Origin of the sequence: Planococcus koreensis (assembly GCF_004761975.1) — a bacterium.
GTDB classification, from domain to species: Bacteria; Bacillota; Bacilli; order Bacillales_A; family Planococcaceae; genus Planococcus; species Planococcus koreensis.
In genome coordinates, this window is sequence record NZ_RQII01000011.1 from 18,422 (window position 1) to 34,144 (window position 15,723).

Annotated in this window: 17 protein-coding genes; 16 read left to right on the plus strand and 1 reads right to left on the minus strand. The window is 49.0% G+C overall.

The features are described from left to right. Positions 1-34: 34 nt before the first annotated feature. From EGV91_RS01975 to EGV91_RS02005, 7 genes are all read left to right on the plus strand, one after another. Positions 35-796: a ParA family protein gene (locus EGV91_RS01975; RefSeq protein ID WP_135500506.1), complete on the plus strand. Its 762-nt coding sequence runs from the start codon at positions 35-37 to the stop codon at positions 794-796. Beyond that, on the plus strand, positions 789-1,622 hold the full coding sequence (locus EGV91_RS01980; RefSeq protein WP_135500507.1) for a ParB/RepB/Spo0J family partition protein: 834 nt from the start codon (positions 789-791) through the stop codon (positions 1,620-1,622). The genes EGV91_RS01975 and EGV91_RS01980 overlap by 8 nt, the downstream gene beginning before the upstream one ends. A gap of 79 nt (positions 1,623-1,701) precedes the next feature. Beyond that, on the plus strand, positions 1,702-2,415 hold the full coding sequence (locus EGV91_RS01985; protein WP_135500508.1) for a DUF554 domain-containing protein: 714 nt from the start codon (positions 1,702-1,704) through the stop codon (positions 2,413-2,415). Positions 2,416-2,438: 23 nt separating this feature from the next. Then, complete coding sequence (locus tag EGV91_RS01990) at positions 2,439-3,347, plus strand: mechanosensitive ion channel family protein (protein WP_241666088.1); 909 nt, start codon at positions 2,439-2,441, stop codon at positions 3,345-3,347. A 15-nt stretch (positions 3,348-3,362) separates the two neighbouring features. Then, positions 3,363-3,563, plus strand: a complete 201-nt coding sequence (locus EGV91_RS01995) for a DUF951 domain-containing protein (protein WP_135500509.1) — start codon at positions 3,363-3,365, stop codon at positions 3,561-3,563. 123 nt (positions 3,564-3,686) lie between these two features. Then, on the plus strand, positions 3,687-4,787 hold the full coding sequence (ychF, locus tag EGV91_RS02000) for a redox-regulated ATPase YchF (RefSeq protein ID WP_135500540.1): 1,101 nt from the start codon (positions 3,687-3,689) through the stop codon (positions 4,785-4,787). A 172-nt stretch (positions 4,788-4,959) separates the two neighbouring features. Continuing rightward, on the plus strand, positions 4,960-5,346 hold the full coding sequence (locus EGV91_RS02005; RefSeq protein ID WP_135500510.1) for a gamma-glutamylcyclotransferase family protein: 387 nt from the start codon (positions 4,960-4,962) through the stop codon (positions 5,344-5,346). Between the two features lie 21 nt (positions 5,347-5,367). Here the strand turns inward: EGV91_RS02005 and EGV91_RS02010 are convergent, their stop codons facing one another. Further along, a complete protein-coding gene (locus EGV91_RS02010; RefSeq protein ID WP_135500511.1) occupies positions 5,368-5,928 on the minus strand; it encodes a DUF3267 domain-containing protein in 561 nt (186 codons plus the stop codon). A 175-nt stretch (positions 5,929-6,103) separates the two neighbouring features. Here EGV91_RS02010 and rpsF point away from each other — a divergent pair, with 175 nt between their 5' ends. The 9 genes from rpsF to yycF all read left to right on the plus strand — a co-directional run bounded on the left by rpsF (position 6,104) and on the right by yycF (position 15,722). Beyond that, the gene (gene rpsF / locus EGV91_RS02015; protein ID WP_135500512.1) at positions 6,104-6,391 is read left to right on the plus strand and encodes a 30S ribosomal protein S6; all 288 of its coding nucleotides are present in this window, start codon (positions 6,104-6,106) and stop codon (positions 6,389-6,391) included. Between the two features lie 51 nt (positions 6,392-6,442). Beyond that, positions 6,443-6,937 carry a single-stranded DNA-binding protein gene (gene ssb, locus EGV91_RS02020; protein WP_135500513.1) on the plus strand — a complete coding sequence of 165 codons (495 nt, stop codon included), beginning with the start codon at positions 6,443-6,445 and terminating at the stop codon, positions 6,935-6,937. A gap of 51 nt (positions 6,938-6,988) precedes the next feature. Further along, complete coding sequence (gene rpsR / locus EGV91_RS02025; RefSeq protein ID WP_006830564.1) at positions 6,989-7,225, plus strand: 30S ribosomal protein S18; 237 nt, start codon at positions 6,989-6,991, stop codon at positions 7,223-7,225. Between the two features lie 973 nt (positions 7,226-8,198). Beyond that, positions 8,199-9,149 (plus strand): YybS family protein, encoded by a 951-nt coding sequence (locus EGV91_RS02030; protein ID WP_135500514.1) that lies wholly within the window; start codon positions 8,199-8,201, stop codon positions 9,147-9,149. A 13-nt stretch (positions 9,150-9,162) separates the two neighbouring features. Next, positions 9,163-11,139 carry a DHH family phosphoesterase gene (locus tag EGV91_RS02035; RefSeq protein ID WP_135500515.1) on the plus strand — a complete coding sequence of 659 codons (1,977 nt, stop codon included), beginning with the start codon at positions 9,163-9,165 and terminating at the stop codon, positions 11,137-11,139. Next, positions 11,136-11,585, plus strand: a complete 450-nt coding sequence (rplI, locus tag EGV91_RS02040) for a 50S ribosomal protein L9 (RefSeq protein WP_135500516.1) — start codon at positions 11,136-11,138, stop codon at positions 11,583-11,585. The genes EGV91_RS02035 and rplI overlap by 4 nt, the downstream gene beginning before the upstream one ends. A gap of 13 nt (positions 11,586-11,598) precedes the next feature. Next, complete coding sequence (gene dnaB, locus EGV91_RS02045) at positions 11,599-12,954, plus strand: replicative DNA helicase (protein WP_135500517.1); 1,356 nt, start codon at positions 11,599-11,601, stop codon at positions 12,952-12,954. A gap of 132 nt (positions 12,955-13,086) precedes the next feature. Then, positions 13,087-14,373, plus strand: a complete 1,287-nt coding sequence (locus EGV91_RS02050; RefSeq protein ID WP_135500518.1) for an adenylosuccinate synthase — start codon at positions 13,087-13,089, stop codon at positions 14,371-14,373. Positions 14,374-15,014: 641 nt separating this feature from the next. Further along, complete coding sequence (gene yycF, locus EGV91_RS02060) at positions 15,015-15,722, plus strand: response regulator YycF (RefSeq protein WP_135500520.1); 708 nt, start codon at positions 15,015-15,017, stop codon at positions 15,720-15,722. Position 15,723: the final 1 nt, after the last annotated feature.

Here is a 15,723-nt window from a genome sequence, read left to right on the forward strand (position 1 = left end):
AATGAGAGAAGTATGAAAGAAAGTTGGTGCAAGTGTGGGTAGAATTATTGCGATCGCCAATCAAAAAGGCGGCGTAGGAAAAACGACATCTTCAGTGAATTTGAGTGCCTGCCTTGCTTATTTGGGCAAAAAGGTCCTTTTAATAGATATTGATCCGCAAGGGAACGCCACCAGCGGAGTAGGTGTCAATAAAGGCGATGTAGACCAATGTATTTATGAAGTGCTCATTGATGATGTGGATGTGAAAGACACGATCATGGAGACGAAAGTGGAAAACCTCCATGTCGTACCTGCCACCATTTCACTGGCGGGAGCGGAAATCGAACTGGTTTCGACGATGTCGCGCGAAGTTCGGCTGAAGACCGCGTTGCAGGAAGTCAAGGAAATGTACGATTACATCATCATCGACTGTCCACCATCGCTGGGCTTATTGACGATCAACTCGTTGACGGCTTCTGATGCGATCGTCATTCCGGTTCAATGTGAGTATTATGCATTAGAAGGACTGAGCCAGCTGCTGAGCACAGTGCGTTTGGTGCAAAAGCATTTAAATCATGACCTGGAAATCGACGGTGTTTTATTGACAATGCTCGACGCCCGTACGAATTTAGGGCTGCAGGTGATTGAAGAAGTGAAAAAATATTTCCAGGATAAAGTGTACCGGACGATCATTCCGCGGAACATCCGTTTGAGCGAAGCGCCAAGCCACGGCGAACCGATCATTATCTATGATCCGAAATCCAGAGGCGCAGAAGTCTACTTAGATCTAGCAAGGGAAGTGATTCGTAATGGCTAAAGGATTAGGAAAAGGGATTAACGCGTTATTCCCGGGCGAATCATTGAGCGAGACAGAAAAAATTACACAGCTGAGCATCGGCCAATTGCGCACGAACCCTTACCAGCCGCGCAAAGTTTTTGATGAGACGGCATTGCAGGAATTGTCGGAATCGATCAAAGAACACGGCATCCTTCAGCCTGTGGTGGTCCGCAAAAAAGGCAATAATTTTGAGTTGGTAGTAGGGGAGCGGCGTTTCCGTGCGGCTAAACTCGCGAAATTGGAAGAAGTTCCAGCGATCATCAAAGAGCTGAACGACCAGCAAATGATGGAACTTGCTATTCTGGAAAACCTTCAGCGTGAGGATTTGACGCCTATCGAAGAAGCAGAAGCCTACCAAAAGCTGATGGAAGCATTGAGCCTGACGCAGGAACAACTGGCATTCCGCCTTGGGAAAAGCCGTCCACACATCGCAAACCATGTGCGCCTGCTTGCCTTGCCGGAAAAAGTCCGTGAGATGATTTCAGACAAAAAGCTGACAATGGGCCATGGCCGCACGCTTCTAGGTTTGCGTTCCAAGAAGCTGATTCCGGAAACAGCGGAAAAAGTAGTAAAAGAAAGCTTGAACGTCCGCCAATTGGAAAATTTGGTGCAGCGCCTGAATGAAGATGTTCCACGTGAAACAATCGAAAAGAAAAAAGACCTTTTTATAGAAGAAAAGCAATCCGAGCTGAGAGACCGCTTCGGGACGAGTGTCCAAATCAAAAAAACGAAAAATAAAGGGAAAATCGAAATTGAATTTTTCTCTGAAGAAGACCTGGAACGCATCCTTGAACTCCTAAACTAAGACGCGCCTATTCCTCAAAAGGGAATAGGCTCTGTTATGCAAAGAACTGGGAAGCACAGGCGGAAGGGGAAATGAATAGATGGTTCTCTTAGGGACATTGATTAATGCCGTTTTAATCGTTGCCGGCACCTTAATCGGGCGGGCACTTCGCAATATTCCTGAAAAGATGAAGGAAACGGTATTGTATGTAATCGGTTTGGCAGTTGTCGTACTGGGCTTGCAGATGGGGATTGAGAGCGAGAATTTTGTGGTGGTCATCATCAGTCTCGTATTCGGAGCAGTAATCGGTGAGTGGATCGACTTGGATAAAAAGCTGAACAGTTTCGGCCATTGGATTGAAGTCAAAATGGGTGCGAAAGAAAGCAAAGGCAGTATCGCACAAGGATTCGTCACAGCAACGCTGATTTTCGTCATTGGCGCTATGGGCATTATCGGCGCACTTGAAAGCGGCTTGGCAAACGAACACGGCGTGTTGATCTCGAAAGGGCTGATTGATGGATTCACTTCAATCATCCTGGCATCGACGCTTGGCATCGGTGTATTGCTGGCTGCCATCCCGGTTTTCGTCTACCAGGGGCTGATAGCGCTATTCGCTACACAAATCAGCTTGCTGATTCCGGAAGCGGCGCTTGACATGTTCATTACGGAAATGTCAGCGACAGGCGGCGTCATGATTGTCGCCATCGGCTTGAATTTGATGGGCGTCACCAAAATGCGCGTCGCTAATTTATTGCCAGGAGTATTGGTTGTTGCTATCATCGTCACGGTCATGTTTAAGCTGAATTTGGGTTAATTGTAAGTTAGGATGGTGTAATAATGAGTGCAAAAGCTATGGCAGATGTAGAACAGGCGGCAGAACAAGGGAAGAAGTTATTATTGGATGAAGAAATGTGGCTAAGCATCGGATTTGTCGGATTGAAAGTGGTTTTGATCGTCCTCCTGGCGGCGATTGTCGTAAGGGTGGCCAAGGTGCTGATCCGGAAAACATTTGCGGTGCGCATCAAAGGGCCGTTGAAATACAATGAACGGCGGCAGCAGACAATGTCGAAATTGCTGGAAAACGTCATTGCGTATGTGGTATATTTCATGGCCATCATTGCGGTGCTGTCAGCATTTACGATTGATATAACCGGTTTGATCGCCGGGGCCGGGGTGCTCGGGCTGGCCATCGGTTTTGGCGCACAAAACTTGGTGCGCGACATCATCACCGGATTTTTCATCATTTTTGAAGACCAGTTCTCGGTCGGCGATTATGTCCGCATCGGCCAAGCCGAAGGGACCGTCGAAGAAATCGGGCTCCGGACGACGAAAGTCAAAGGCTTTACAGGAGAATTGTTCATCTTCCCGAATGGCAATGTAACGGATGTCGTGAATTTCTCCATCCACAATTCCATTGCGGTGGTCGACATCAACATTTCGTACGAATCGGATATGGCGAAAGTTGAGCAATTGATCCAGGAATTCCTCGAGGACATACAGGATAAATACGAACAAATCATCAAGCCGCCTGAATTGCTGGGCGTACAGAATTTGACGACGACGGAAGTGGTCATGCGCATCATTGCGGAAACGCTGCCGATGCAGCATTTCGCCGTTTCGCGTGGACTGCGCCGCGACTTGAAGGAATACCTCGACAAACAAGGCGTAGAAATTCCATATCCGCGGATGGTCATGGTGCAGCGGTCGCCAGAAGACACCAACCCGTCAGTGATTGCCAAAAAGTAAGAAGGGGGCAAAGTCATGGAAATGAAGGAATTCGGACTGAACGACATCGTGGAAATGAAAAAAGGCCATCCATGCGGGGCGAATGCCTGGAAAATCATTCGCATGGGTGCTGACATCCGCATCAAATGCGAAGGCTGCCAGCACAGCGTCATGATTCCGCGCGTTGAATTCAATAAAAAGATGAAACGGGTACTGGTCAAGGCTGAGCAGGAATAGAATTATACTTAAATAGTATATTTGTATAAGTTTGGAAAAATGGACAGATTTGATTTTCATTCCTATAATAGAATGGTTGCAAAAAAATAATTCGTTTTTAAAAGAAGAGAGGTCGTGAATCCTATGGCATTGACTGCAGGGATTGTAGGATTACCAAACGTGGGGAAATCCACATTATTTAACGCTATTACAAAAGCGGGGGCTGAAGCAGCCAATTACCCGTTCTGTACGATAGATCCGAACGTCGGGATTGTAGAAGTTCCGGACGAGCGCTTAGACAAATTGACGGAATTGGTCGATCCGAAGAAAACGGTTCCTACCGCTTTCGAATTCACCGATATTGCGGGCATCGTGAAAGGCGCCAGCAAAGGGGAAGGTCTTGGAAATAAATTCCTTTCTCATATCCGTGAAGTGGATGCAATCTGCCAGGTTGTCCGTTGCTTCGCCGACGACAACGTCACGCATGTATCCGGCAAAGTGGATCCGATTTCCGATATCGAAGTCATCAACTTGGAATTGATCCTTGCGGACATGGAAAGCATCGAAAAACGCATTGCGCGCGCTGCCAAACTTGTGAAGCAAAGAGACAAAGATGCAGTTGCCGAAGAGCCGGTTCTGATGAAGTTGCGCGAAGCATTCGAAGATGGCCAAATGGCCCGTTCAATCGACTTTACGGAAGACGAGCTGCGCATCGCGAAAAACCTGAACTTGCTGACGCTTAAGCCGATGCTGTATGTAGCGAACGTAGCGGAAGATGAAATCGCGGAAGCGGACAACAATGAATATGTGCAGCAAGTACGCGATTACGCGGCACAACAGAATGCAGAAGTTATCGTGATTTGTGCGAAGATCGAGGAAGAAATGGCTGAATTGGACGACGAGGAGAAAGCGATGTTCCTTGAAGAACTGGGCATCAAAGAATCCGGTCTGGATCAATTAGTCAAAGCATCTTACAGCTTGCTCGGGCTTGCTACTTACTTTACTGCTGGTGTGCAGGAAGTGCGTGCATGGACATTTAAAAAAGGCATGAAAGCACCACAATGTGCCGGCGTCATCCACTCCGATTTCGAACGCGGCTTTATCCGTGCCGAGACCGTAGCTTACGAAGACCTTGTGGAAGCGGGTTCGATGGCGGCTGCAAAAGAAGCCGGAAAAGTGCGCCAAGAAGGCAAAGAATACATCGTTAAAGACGGCGACGTCATGCTTTTCCGTTTTAACGTTTAAGCCAAAAGCTTTAAATTTTTAAAATTTTTTTCAGGGACCAGGTTTAGAAAACGTCCTGAACGGCAATTAACATTTCAGAGCTATCATACAAGACAATGCATCACGCCACGGAACATTATGAAAGGGACCGAATGCCTTAGCGCTCGGTCTTTTTGAATTAGGAGGATCAGAAATGCTTTTGTTCGTATATGGAACATTGAAAGAAGGCGGGAAATATCATTGCTATTTGGGTGAAGCCGCTTTAGTCGCAGAACACGCCATGGCAAAAGGAACGTTATATGATACAGGGATGGGCTATCCGGCAATGGTCAAAGCTGCACAAGGGGACATCCAAGGGCAGGTTTACGACATTCCGGAAGAGCTATGGCCGGCTATCGACGATCTTGAAGGGTATGCTGCTCAAGCAGAAACTGACCTCTTCGATAAACAGACGACCGAGGTCTACGCGAACGGTGAAGTTGTGGAAACCATTGTGTACGTGGCGAATGCAAAAGGGTTATTGAAAGAAAAAGTGGAAACGGGCGTCTGGGATGTCCGGGTTGCACAAGAACAAATGTAAATCAGAAAAGCACCGGAGGATTTATTCTCCGGTGCTTTTTTCGTTCGGGTTGTCGGCGTAGACCCGCAGGCGCGGCAGCTTGGGGTCGTCAAGGACCCAGCTGTCATTGCGCTCTTGCAGCAGCGCCCGGTACATGTGAAAATCGCCGTAGGTACCCGCAGCGAGCATGGCGCCCAACAGCATGAGGGTCTGGCTTTCGAGCCAAAAGCCGAGCGCTGCCGGTATGGCTGCGGTCATCCAAAACGGCAGCAAAAGGGCCTTTTTCATGGCTTTGATCGGAATCGCTCGGCTTGTGGTGGCGTACGCGATGCCCATATCCAAATCGAATCCGTAATCGAGCGATGAAATCGGCGTTTTGCCGAATACGACGAAGCCGATCAAATGGAATAATTCATGGAGCACGATCAGTGCGGCGTAGCCTGCCGTGAAGAACAAGACTGCCCACCAGGAAAAACTGAACGACAGCGGCTCTGCGAAGAAATGATAGGCAGCGGCAAAAATCACCACGAGCAGGACGTTCGCCCACAGCGCTTTTGGTGCGATTTCCCTGATATCCAATTCAATGATGCGGACCGGTTCCACTCAATCACTTCCTTTGGGCATTTGCCTAAAGTATAGCGCAAGCGGCAGTGAAAAACATGCTTGCGGCGGCTATCCAAACGTGGTACAATACATTGATGTGAGTAATAATATGAATTGCTTGCTCCTTGCCCGCTGGAAACAGCAGGGCCCAAGTCCATGAGGAGGTGACAACACGATGAGAGAATATGAATTAATGTATATCATTCAGCCTGCAATTGAAGAGGAAGCTAAAAAAGCTCTAGTTGAGCGTTTTAACGACATCCTAACTACAAACGGCGCTGAAATCATCGAGTCGAAAGAGTGGGGTAAACGTCGTTTAGCTTACGAAATCAACGATTTGCGTGAAGGTTTCTACCAGATCGTAAAAGTAAACGCTGGTTCTGAAGCTATCAACGAATACACACGTCTTGCGAACATTAACGAAGACATTATCCGTCATATCGCTGTACGCAAAGACGTATAAGCAAAAGACGGCAGCCTTAAAAATATTGACTTAAAAGGAGGTTGAATTCTGATGATTAACCGAGTTGTTTTAGTCGGAAGACTGACAAAAGATCCAGACCTTCGCTACACGCCAAGCGGTGCGGCAGTTGCCCGTTTTACACTTGCTGTAAACCGGACATTCTCCAATGCGCAGGGTGAGAAGGAAACTGATTTTATCAATTGTACTGTTTGGCGCAAACAAGCTGAAAACACAGCGAATTTCCTGAAAAAAGGAAGCTTGGCTGGCGTAGAAGGCCGCATTCAAACTGGAAGCTACGAGGGGCAGGACGGAAAGCGCGTTTATACGACGGAAGTCGTTGCAGACAGCGTCCAATTCCTGGAACCGAAAAGTTCTGGAGCTGGTGCAGACCGTTCACAAGGACAACAGCCGTCCTATCAACAGAACCAATCGCCAAGCCCAAGTCAGCAAAACCCAAGCCAACAAAACTATACACGCGTAGACCAGGATCCGTTCTCAAGCGGTAGCGGCCCGATCGAAGTATCGGACGACGATCTGCCATTCTAATGAACGCTGGAACTAGCGGCTAAAATCCAACAAAAAAGGAGGTAATTCGATATGGCACCACGTCGCGGAGGCAAAAAGCGTAAAAAGGTTTGTTATTTTACGTCAAACAACATCACGCACATCGATTATAAAGATACTGACCTATTGAAGAAATTTATTTCTGAAAGAGGAAAAATCTTGCCACGTCGTGTTACAGGCACTAGCGCTAAATGGCAACGTAAGTTGACAATCGCTATCAAACGCTCACGTATCATGGCACTTCTACCATTCGTAGCTGAAGAAAGATAATTTTCGAAAAGACCGGGAAACCGGTCTTTTTTTTGTTTTCATACTCCTTCATACTCCTTTTCATTGCGCTTCAGGCAGACGCTTTCCGCGGGCCTGGCTTCTGTCTCCTCGTCGCTGCGCTCCTGCGGGGCCTTCAGCTCAGGCTTTGCCCGCTGGAGTCGCTGCCCTTCGCTTCATTTCAAAGGGTGTTCTTAATAGTGAGCCAGTTCTTTGATCAAAGAGCTTCAAGATAGCGATAGCTGTAGTTTCTCTGTGATTCTATTTGGTTTTTGAGAGAAGCTTCTTCTATTAACAAGCCTTATTTCTTGGTTATCAGGAACTATCTTGAATTTAACATGCACTGGCAGAGAATCAACAGGCGTTGCTCGGATTTTAACCGGCATTATGTAAGGGGCGTCGCTTTTCTCCAAGCTCAAGAGCCCAATATGAAAAGCCGTTCGCCTCGGCGAACGGCTCCTTTAATTGAAAGGGCGCATTCCGCCATTGGCAAAATGCCATCAAGGACCTTTCTTAATAGAGAACTCCTTCTATTATCAAGAGATGGAAAGGTACACTTTCTTCTGCTTCTTCAACTACTCCAGATATGGAGCAAAACAGCGGAGAAAACCTTACTGCTCCTGCAGCGCTGCGCTGCTTCGTCGCAAAGACTTGGCCTCGCTAGCTTCGACCAATGTCTTTCCAGCGGGCTAAGCGAAGTGTCGAAATCCGCTCGGGCCAAAGCCCGAGTTAGTTCGGCGCGAGCCCCGCGGAAAACATTGTGCTCCTGCAGCGCTACGCGCTTCGTCGCAAAGGCATTGCCCCAATTCTTGGGTCCATGCCTTCGCAGCTGTTTTGCGGAATATCGGCTTTCATTTTCACAAACATTTTCATGTTTGTACGAGACAGCCAGCATTCCGTTCTTTTGTTCAGGTTCCTTAATCATGATACAATTACAAGGATGAAATAAACCCGAAAGAAGGGGACACTCACACGGATGCAAAATCAACAAACAAGAAAACTTACAAATGGTGCGATGATGGCCGCAGTGTTTACAGTGCTATTGGCTGTCTCGGTTTATGTGCCTCTTTTAAATGTAGTAACGACGCTCTTTTTGGCGCTGCCGGTTGCCTGGTACAGCGCGAAATATGATTGGAAGGCTTCTGCGCTTTTCGCTGCGGTGTGCCTGTTTTTGGCGTTCATTATCGGGGGGCTGTTGTCCTTGCCACTGGCGCTGATTCATGTGCCGCTCGGTTTGGTGATCGGATTGTCGATTTATTACGGCAAAAGCAAGCTCTTCATGTTCATGGGCTCAGGGGTAGTGCTTCTGTTTTCAATCATGCTGCAATACCTGGCTTCTATCTGGCTGTTCGGCATCAACGTCATCGAAGAAATGATGACGGCGATGGAAGCTTCCTATAAACAGACGAGCGCTATGATGGAAAGGTTCGGCGCGCCGAATGAAGATTACGATGAGTTCATCAGCCAAATCATGTTCTCGTTCGAGACTTTATTGCCGGCGCTGCTTGTGCTGTCGGTATTTATGGTTGTTTGGATCTTGTTATTGCTCCTTTTGCCGATTTTAAAGCGGCTGGGCACGGACGTTCCGAAATTTCCTCCTTTTCGGGATATGAAATTGCCGAAAAGTGTATTATGGTATTATTTAATCGTTTTGCTCGTCCCGCTATTGTCTGATTTCCAGCCGGGGACCATGCCTTACATGATATTCATCAATGCATCCATTGTGCTGCAATTCCTGATGTTCCTGCAGGGCGTTTCGTTCTATCATTTCTATATCCATCAAGAAGGATGGCCGAAATGGGTGACGGTCCTTGTCAGCATTCTGGCTTTCCCGCTGCTGTCGTTTACGAGCATCGTCGGGATCGTCGATCTTGGATTCGATATCAGAGGCTGGGTGAAACGGGCACACGAGTTTAAAGGAAAATGAGGAGCTGAAACGAATGTCGGCTTTTTTTAGACAACGAAAACTTCGGTATCCGCTCTTGGCGCTGCTCCTCCTGGGAGCGGCCGCAATCGTTTTGATCACCCTCTGGTCCGAATGGGCCGCCGGCATTTTTACGTTATTGTTCGGTTTGGCTTTTACCGCCGCCTGGGTGACCGAAAAACGGGTATATGAAGAAACTGAAAAACACATAGAGACCTTGTCCTACCGGATGAAAAAGGTCGGAGAAGAAGCACTCCTCGAGATGCCGATCGGGATTCTCCTCGTCAATGAGAATTTTGACATTGAATGGGCGAATCCGTATATGACCTCGACTTTGGAGTACGATACGCTGATCGGCGAATCGCTTTACAGCTTATCGGATGAATTCCATACATTGGTGAAATCGGATGAAATAAAAGACATGACCATCACGCTTGGCGAACGGAAGTACCGGGTTTATTACCGCGCGGATGATCGGTTGTTTTATTTGTTCGACATTACCGAGCAAGTGGAAATCGAGACGCTATATTACGCAGACCGCACCGTCATCGGCATCCTGTTCATCGATAATTACGATGAATTGTCGCAAGGCATGGACGACCAGACGCGGAGTAATTTGAATAGCCTGGTCACGTCGCTAGTCAACGAATGGGGAGCGAACCACGGCATTTTCGTCAAACGGATTTCGTCAGACCGCTTTCTTGCCGTGTTCAATGAATCGATTTTGAAAGATCTTGAGCTGTCGAAATTCGCGATTCTCGATGACCTGCGCGAAGTAACGTCGAAAGACAATCTCGCATTGACTTTGAGCATCGGCGTCGGCGCCGGTTCGGCATCGCTTGTCGAGCTTGGCAGCATGGCGCAGTCCGGCCTGGACCTCGTCCTTGGCCGCGGCGGCGACCAAGTGGCCATCAAGCACCCAAGCGGAAAAGTGAAGTTTTACGGCGGCAAGACGAATCCTGTCGAAAAACGCACCAGAGTGCGCGCACGCGTCATTTCACATGCGCTGCGCGACTTGATCCAGGAAAGCGACCAAGTCTTTGTCATGGGCCATAAAATGCCCGATATGGACGCGATCGGCGCCGCTGTCGGCGTGGCCAAAATGGCTGCGATGAATAAAGTCCAAGGCCGCATTGTCCTCGACTTCAATGAATACGACCGCAGCGTCATGCGCTTGATGGAAGAAATTGAAGGGGATGACGAGTTGTTCGAACGTTTCATCACGCCGGAAGAAGCGTTGGCGGATATGACGGAGAACTCTTTGCTTGTCATCGTCGATACGCATAAGCCCTCGATGGTCATTGATGAACGGCTGCTCCAGCGCATGGAGCGCGTCGTGCTGATCGATCACCACCGCAGAGGCGAAGAATTCATTACCAATACATTGCTCGTTTACATGGAACCTTACGCATCGTCCACGGCGGAGCTGGTGACCGAATTGCTTGAGTACCAGCCGAAGCACGAGAAATTATCGATGCTGGAAGCGACTGCAATGCTTGCGGGCATCATTGTCGACACCAAAAGCTTTACGCTGCGGACAGGATCGCGGACCTTTGAAGCGGCATCGTATTTGCGCTCGAACGGCGCGGATACCGTATTGGTCCAGCGTTTGCTGAAGGAAGACCTGGAAACCTATATGGAACGCGCGAAAATCGTCCAAACGGTCGAATTCGTCGCGAACGGCATCGCGATTGCCAGAGGCGAAGCAGGCAAGATCTACAGCCCGGTGCTGATCGCCCAAACCGCGGATATTCTGTTGACGATGAAAGACGTCAATGCATCGTTCGTCGTCGCGGAGCGCGCGGAAGGCGGCATCGGCATTTCAGCCCGTTCGCTGGGTGAAGTCAACGTCCAGATCGTTATGGAAAACATGGGAGGCGGCGGCCATTTGACGAATGCCGCGACCCAAATGCCGGATGCGACGCTGGATGAAGCGATTGCCCAATTAAAACAAGTGATAATGGAACAATACGAGGGAGGCCAAACAGAATGAAAGTGATATTTCTAAAAGACGTTAAAGGCAAAGGCAAAAAAGGGGAAGTCAAAAACGTGGCGGACGGCTACGCACACAACTTCCTATTGAAGAATAATTACGCCATCGAAGCGAATACGGCGGCTGTCAGCAAATTGGACGGCCAGAAGAAAAAAGAGCAAAAAGAAGCTGCGGCTGAATTGGAAGAAGCGCAAAAGCTGAAAGCGACATTAGAAGGCTTGACGATCGAATTGACGGCTAAATCAGGCGAAGGCGGCCGGTTATTCGGTTCGATCACCACGAAACAAGTAGCCAAAGAACTTGAAAAAACACACGGCATCAAATTGGACAAACGCAAAATGGAATTGGACGATGCCATCCGCGCGCTCGGCTACACGAACGTTCCGGTTAAAGTCCACCCGGATGTTGTCGCGACGCTTAGAGTCCATGTAACAGAAGAAGCGTAAGGTGATGAACTCGATGAATGAAGCAATAGATCGCGTCCCGCCGCATAACCATGAAGCCGAACAATCGGTCATTGGTGCCATTTTCCTGGAACCACAGGCGTTGATCACGGTCGCAGAGATTGTAAATCCTGAGGATTTCTATCGCATTGCCCACCAGAAAATCTTTGATACGATGATCAATTTGTCAGACCACGGCAAAGCGATTGACGTGGTGACGGTGACAGAAGAACTGTCGGTCAAAAAAGAGCTGGAAGATGTCGGCGGCCTGTCGTATTTGGCGGAAATCGCCAATGCTGTCCCTACCGCGGCGAATGTTGTGCATTACGCGCGCATCGTTGAGGAGAAAGCGCTGCTCCGGCGCTTGATCCGAGTAGCGACAACGATTGTCGAAGACGGTTTCACGCGCGAAGATGAAGTGGAAACACTTCTCGCCGAAGCGGAAAAAAAGATGATGGAAGTATCGAGCCGCAAAAATGCCGGTGACTTTACCCACATCAAGGACGTTTTGGTCAGCACCTATGACAATATTGAATTGCTGCATACCCGCAAAGGCGATGTCACCGGAATCCCGACCGGCTTCCGCGACCTCGACAAAGTCACTGCCGGTTTCCAGCGCAACGACTTGATCATCGTGGCTGCACGGCCATCTGTCGGTAAGACGGCATTCGCGCTGAATGTCGCACAGAACGTCGCAACGAAAACCGACGAGAACGTCGCCATCTTCAGTTTGGAGATGGGCGCCGAACAGCTCGTCATGCGTATGCTGTGCGCAGAAGGCAACATCGACGCGCAAGTGCTCCGTACAGGGGCTTTGCAGACGGAAGACTGGCGCAAACTGACGATGGCCATGGGCAGTTTATCGAATGCCGGCATCTTCATTGATGACACGCCGGGCATCCGGGTCAACGACATCCGCGCCAAATGCCGCCGCTTGAAACAGGAGTATGGCCTTGGCATGATCATGATCGATTACTTGCAGCTGATCCAAGGGCCTGGACGCTCAGGCGAAAACCGCCAGCAGGAAGTATCCGATATTTCCCGTTCATTGAAAGGGCTGGCGCGTGAACTTGAAGTGCCGGTCATCGCATTGTCGCAGCTGTCCCGTGGAGTGGAACAACGCCAGGACAAGCGGCCGATGATGTCGGATTTGCGGGAATCCGGCTCGATTGAGCAGGATGCCGATATCGTTTCCTTCCTGTACCGGGAAGATTATTACGACAAGGAAACCGAAGACCAGAACATGATTGAAATCATCATCGCCAAACAGCGTAACGGCCCGACCGGTACGGTGAAATTGGCTTTCGTCAAAGAATACAATAAATTCGTCACCATCGACTGGAGCCAGCACGAATCCGGCGGAGACTTTTAAACACGAACGATTAATGTGAAGACACATTAATATGTTCGTGTTTTCTTCTGTTTAGGATTGACGAAGGGCGATTTCGTTGGTACAATGAAGACTGTTTGAAACAAGGGCATAAGCCTAACGGAGGTGCGGACGATGACATCAGTCGTAGTAGTAGGAACGCAATGGGGAGACGAAGGAAAAGGGAAAATCACTGATTTTCTATCTGAACACGCAGAAGTGATTGCGCGTTACCAAGGCGGAAATAACGCAGGGCATACCATCATTTTCGGCGGAGACACGTATAAATTGCATTTGATTCCATCCGGGATTTTCTATAAAGACAAGATTTCCGTAATCGGCAACGGCATGGTCGTTGACCCGAAAGCGCTTGTCAAAGAATTAAAAGGCCTTCACGAGCGTGGCGTCACAACGGAAAACCTGCGCATTTCAAACCGCGCACATGTTTTATTGCCATACCACATCAAGCAGGACGAAGTGGAAGAAGCACGCCGCGGAGTAAATAAAATCGGAACAACGGGCAAAGGCATCGGCCCTGCTTATATGGACAAAGCAGCGCGTGTCGGAATTCGCATGGCGGATTTGTTGGACCATGTTGTGTTCGAAGAAAAGCTGCGCATGAACCTAAAAGAGAAAAACCGTCTGTTCGAGAAATTCTATGAGACAGAAGGATTCACGGTAGAAGAAATCATGGAAGAGTATTACGCGTACGGACAGGAAATCGCGAAATACGTAACCGATACATCAAAAGTGCTTAACGATGCCATCGACCACGGCCGCCGCGTATTGTTTGAAGGCGCGCAAGGCGTCATGCTCGATATCGACCAGGGTACATACCCATTCGTTACGTCTTCGAACCCGGTAGCGGGCGGCGTGACAATCGGAGCCGGCGTTGGCCCGACAACGATCCAGCACGTCATCGGCGTCTGCAAAGCATACACATCACGCGTCGGCGACGGACCGTTCCCGACCGAATTGTTCGACGAAGTCGGCAACCGCATCCGCGAAGTCGGCAAAGAATACGGCACGACAACAGGCCGTCCGCGCCGCATCGGCTGGTTCGACAGCGTTGTTGTCCGCCACGCGAGACGTGTCAGCGGATTGACGGACCTGACAGTCAACTCGATCGACGTATTGAGCGGACTGGATACGGTGAAAATCTGTACAGCTTACCGCCACAACGGTGAACTGATTACAGAATACCCGGCGAACCTGCGCATGCTTGCTGAGTGCGAACCGGTATACGAAGAGCTTCCAGGCTGGTCTGAAGACGTAACAAACTGCAAATCATTGGATGAACTTCCTGACAACGCGCGCCATTACCTTGAGCGCATCGCACAATTGACAGGCGTCCAGATTTCCATCTTCTCAGTAGGGCCAGACCGCAACCAAACAAACATCGTCACAAGCGTGTGGCGTTAAATACCAAGATTTAGATGAAAGAGCTGAAACGGCATCGTTTCAGCTCTTTCGCTTTAAGGAGCCGTTCACCGAGGTGAACGGCTTTTCATATTCCGCCTTTGAACTTAGAATATGTATGGCACTAGTTAGCTAGTGCTGGTTAAAATTCGAGCAATGCCTGAGGATTCTCTAATAGTGCATGTTAACTTCCAGACAGGCCCTGATAACCAAGAAATAACGCCTGATACTTGTTAACGGAAGAACCTTCTCTCAATGACTAAACAGGATCACTAAGAAACTCCAGCAATCTCTATCGTGAAGCTTTTTAATCAGAGAACTGCTTAACTATTAAGAGTTCTCTTTGAATGGAGCGGCAGGCGGCGACTCCTGCGGGATTAGCGAGGCAGGCGAGACCCTGCAGGAGCGAAGCGACGAAGCGGCTCGGCGCTCGCCCCGCGGAAAGCGCTCGCCTAGAGCGCAATGAAAAGACTGTACAATACGCCTCATCTATTTCAATTCTACTACGCATTATTTCCCGGGAAATAACCGCCGGGGAATGAGAGATGCGAAACATGCAAAACAGTGATAAAGTAAGGGTAGAAAAGAATGCATAACGGTGGGAATTCCATATACAAAAGCTGGAATACGAAGGGGAGAAAATGATGAATAAGACGATTTTAGTTGTAGACGATGAAAAGCCGATTGCAGATATTCTGCAGTTTAATTTAAAAAAAGAAGGCTTCAATGTCGTGTGTGCTTATGACGGCGATGAAGCGGTCAAATTGGCGGAAGAACTTCAGCCGGATTTGATGCTATTGGATATCATGCTGCCGAACCGCGATGGCATGGAAGTATGCAGAGAGATTCGCAAGAAGTTCGATTTCCCGATCATCATGCTGACGGCCAAGGATTCGGAGATTGATAAAGTCTTAGGCCTTGAGCTCGGAGCGGACGATTACGTCACGAAACCGTTCTCGACGCGCGAATTGATTGCGCGGGTCAAAGCGAATTTGCGCCGCCAGAACGTCGTGCCGCCCGATGAAACCGGACCTAACTCGAACGACATCGAAGTCGGCGTGCTGACGATTCAACCGGACGCTTATCTGGTCCAGAAACGCGATGAGACAATCGAGCTGACGCACCGTGAATTTGAATTGCTGCATTACCTTGGCAAGCACATCGGCCAAGTGATGACGCGTGAACATTTGCTGCAGACGGTATGGGGATATGATTATTTCGGAGATGTCCGCACAGTGGATGTCACCATCCGCCGCCTGCGTGAAAAAATCGAAGATAATCCGAGCCACCCGGCCTGGATCGTAACCCGCAGAGGAGTAGGCTATTACTTGCGGAATCCTGAACAGGAGTAGG

What these genes read in the sequence shown, in the direction of transcription:
- rpsF (WP_135500512.1), top strand. Translation starts at nt 6,104, where the DNA reads ATGAGAGAATATGAATTAATGTATATCATTCAGCCTGCAATTGAAGAG.
- EGV91_RS01980 (WP_135500507.1), top strand. Translation starts at nt 789, where the DNA reads ATGGCTAAAGGATTAGGAAAAGGGATTAACGCGTTATTCCCGGGCGAA.
- EGV91_RS01990 (WP_241666088.1), top strand. Translation starts at nt 2,439, where the DNA reads ATGAGTGCAAAAGCTATGGCAGATGTAGAACAGGCGGCAGAACAAGGG.
- EGV91_RS02030 (WP_135500514.1), top strand. Translation starts at nt 8,199, where the DNA reads ATGCAAAATCAACAAACAAGAAAACTTACAAATGGTGCGATGATGGCC.
- dnaB (WP_135500517.1), top strand. Translation starts at nt 11,599, where the DNA reads ATGAATGAAGCAATAGATCGCGTCCCGCCGCATAACCATGAAGCCGAA.
- ychF (WP_135500540.1), top strand. Translation starts at nt 3,687, where the DNA reads ATGGCATTGACTGCAGGGATTGTAGGATTACCAAACGTGGGGAAATCC.
- ssb (WP_135500513.1), top strand. Translation starts at nt 6,443, where the DNA reads ATGATTAACCGAGTTGTTTTAGTCGGAAGACTGACAAAAGATCCAGAC.
- EGV91_RS02005 (WP_135500510.1), top strand. Translation starts at nt 4,960, where the DNA reads ATGCTTTTGTTCGTATATGGAACATTGAAAGAAGGCGGGAAATATCAT.
- EGV91_RS01985 (WP_135500508.1), top strand. Translation starts at nt 1,702, where the DNA reads ATGGTTCTCTTAGGGACATTGATTAATGCCGTTTTAATCGTTGCCGGC.
- yycF (WP_135500520.1), top strand. Translation starts at nt 15,015, where the DNA reads ATGAATAAGACGATTTTAGTTGTAGACGATGAAAAGCCGATTGCAGAT.
- EGV91_RS02035 (WP_135500515.1), top strand. Translation starts at nt 9,163, where the DNA reads ATGTCGGCTTTTTTTAGACAACGAAAACTTCGGTATCCGCTCTTGGCG.
- rplI (WP_135500516.1), top strand. Translation starts at nt 11,136, where the DNA reads ATGAAAGTGATATTTCTAAAAGACGTTAAAGGCAAAGGCAAAAAAGGG.
- rpsR (WP_006830564.1), top strand. Translation starts at nt 6,989, where the DNA reads ATGGCACCACGTCGCGGAGGCAAAAAGCGTAAAAAGGTTTGTTATTTT.
- EGV91_RS01995 (WP_135500509.1), top strand. Translation starts at nt 3,363, where the DNA reads ATGGAAATGAAGGAATTCGGACTGAACGACATCGTGGAAATGAAAAAA.
- EGV91_RS02050 (WP_135500518.1), top strand. Translation starts at nt 13,087, where the DNA reads ATGACATCAGTCGTAGTAGTAGGAACGCAATGGGGAGACGAAGGAAAA.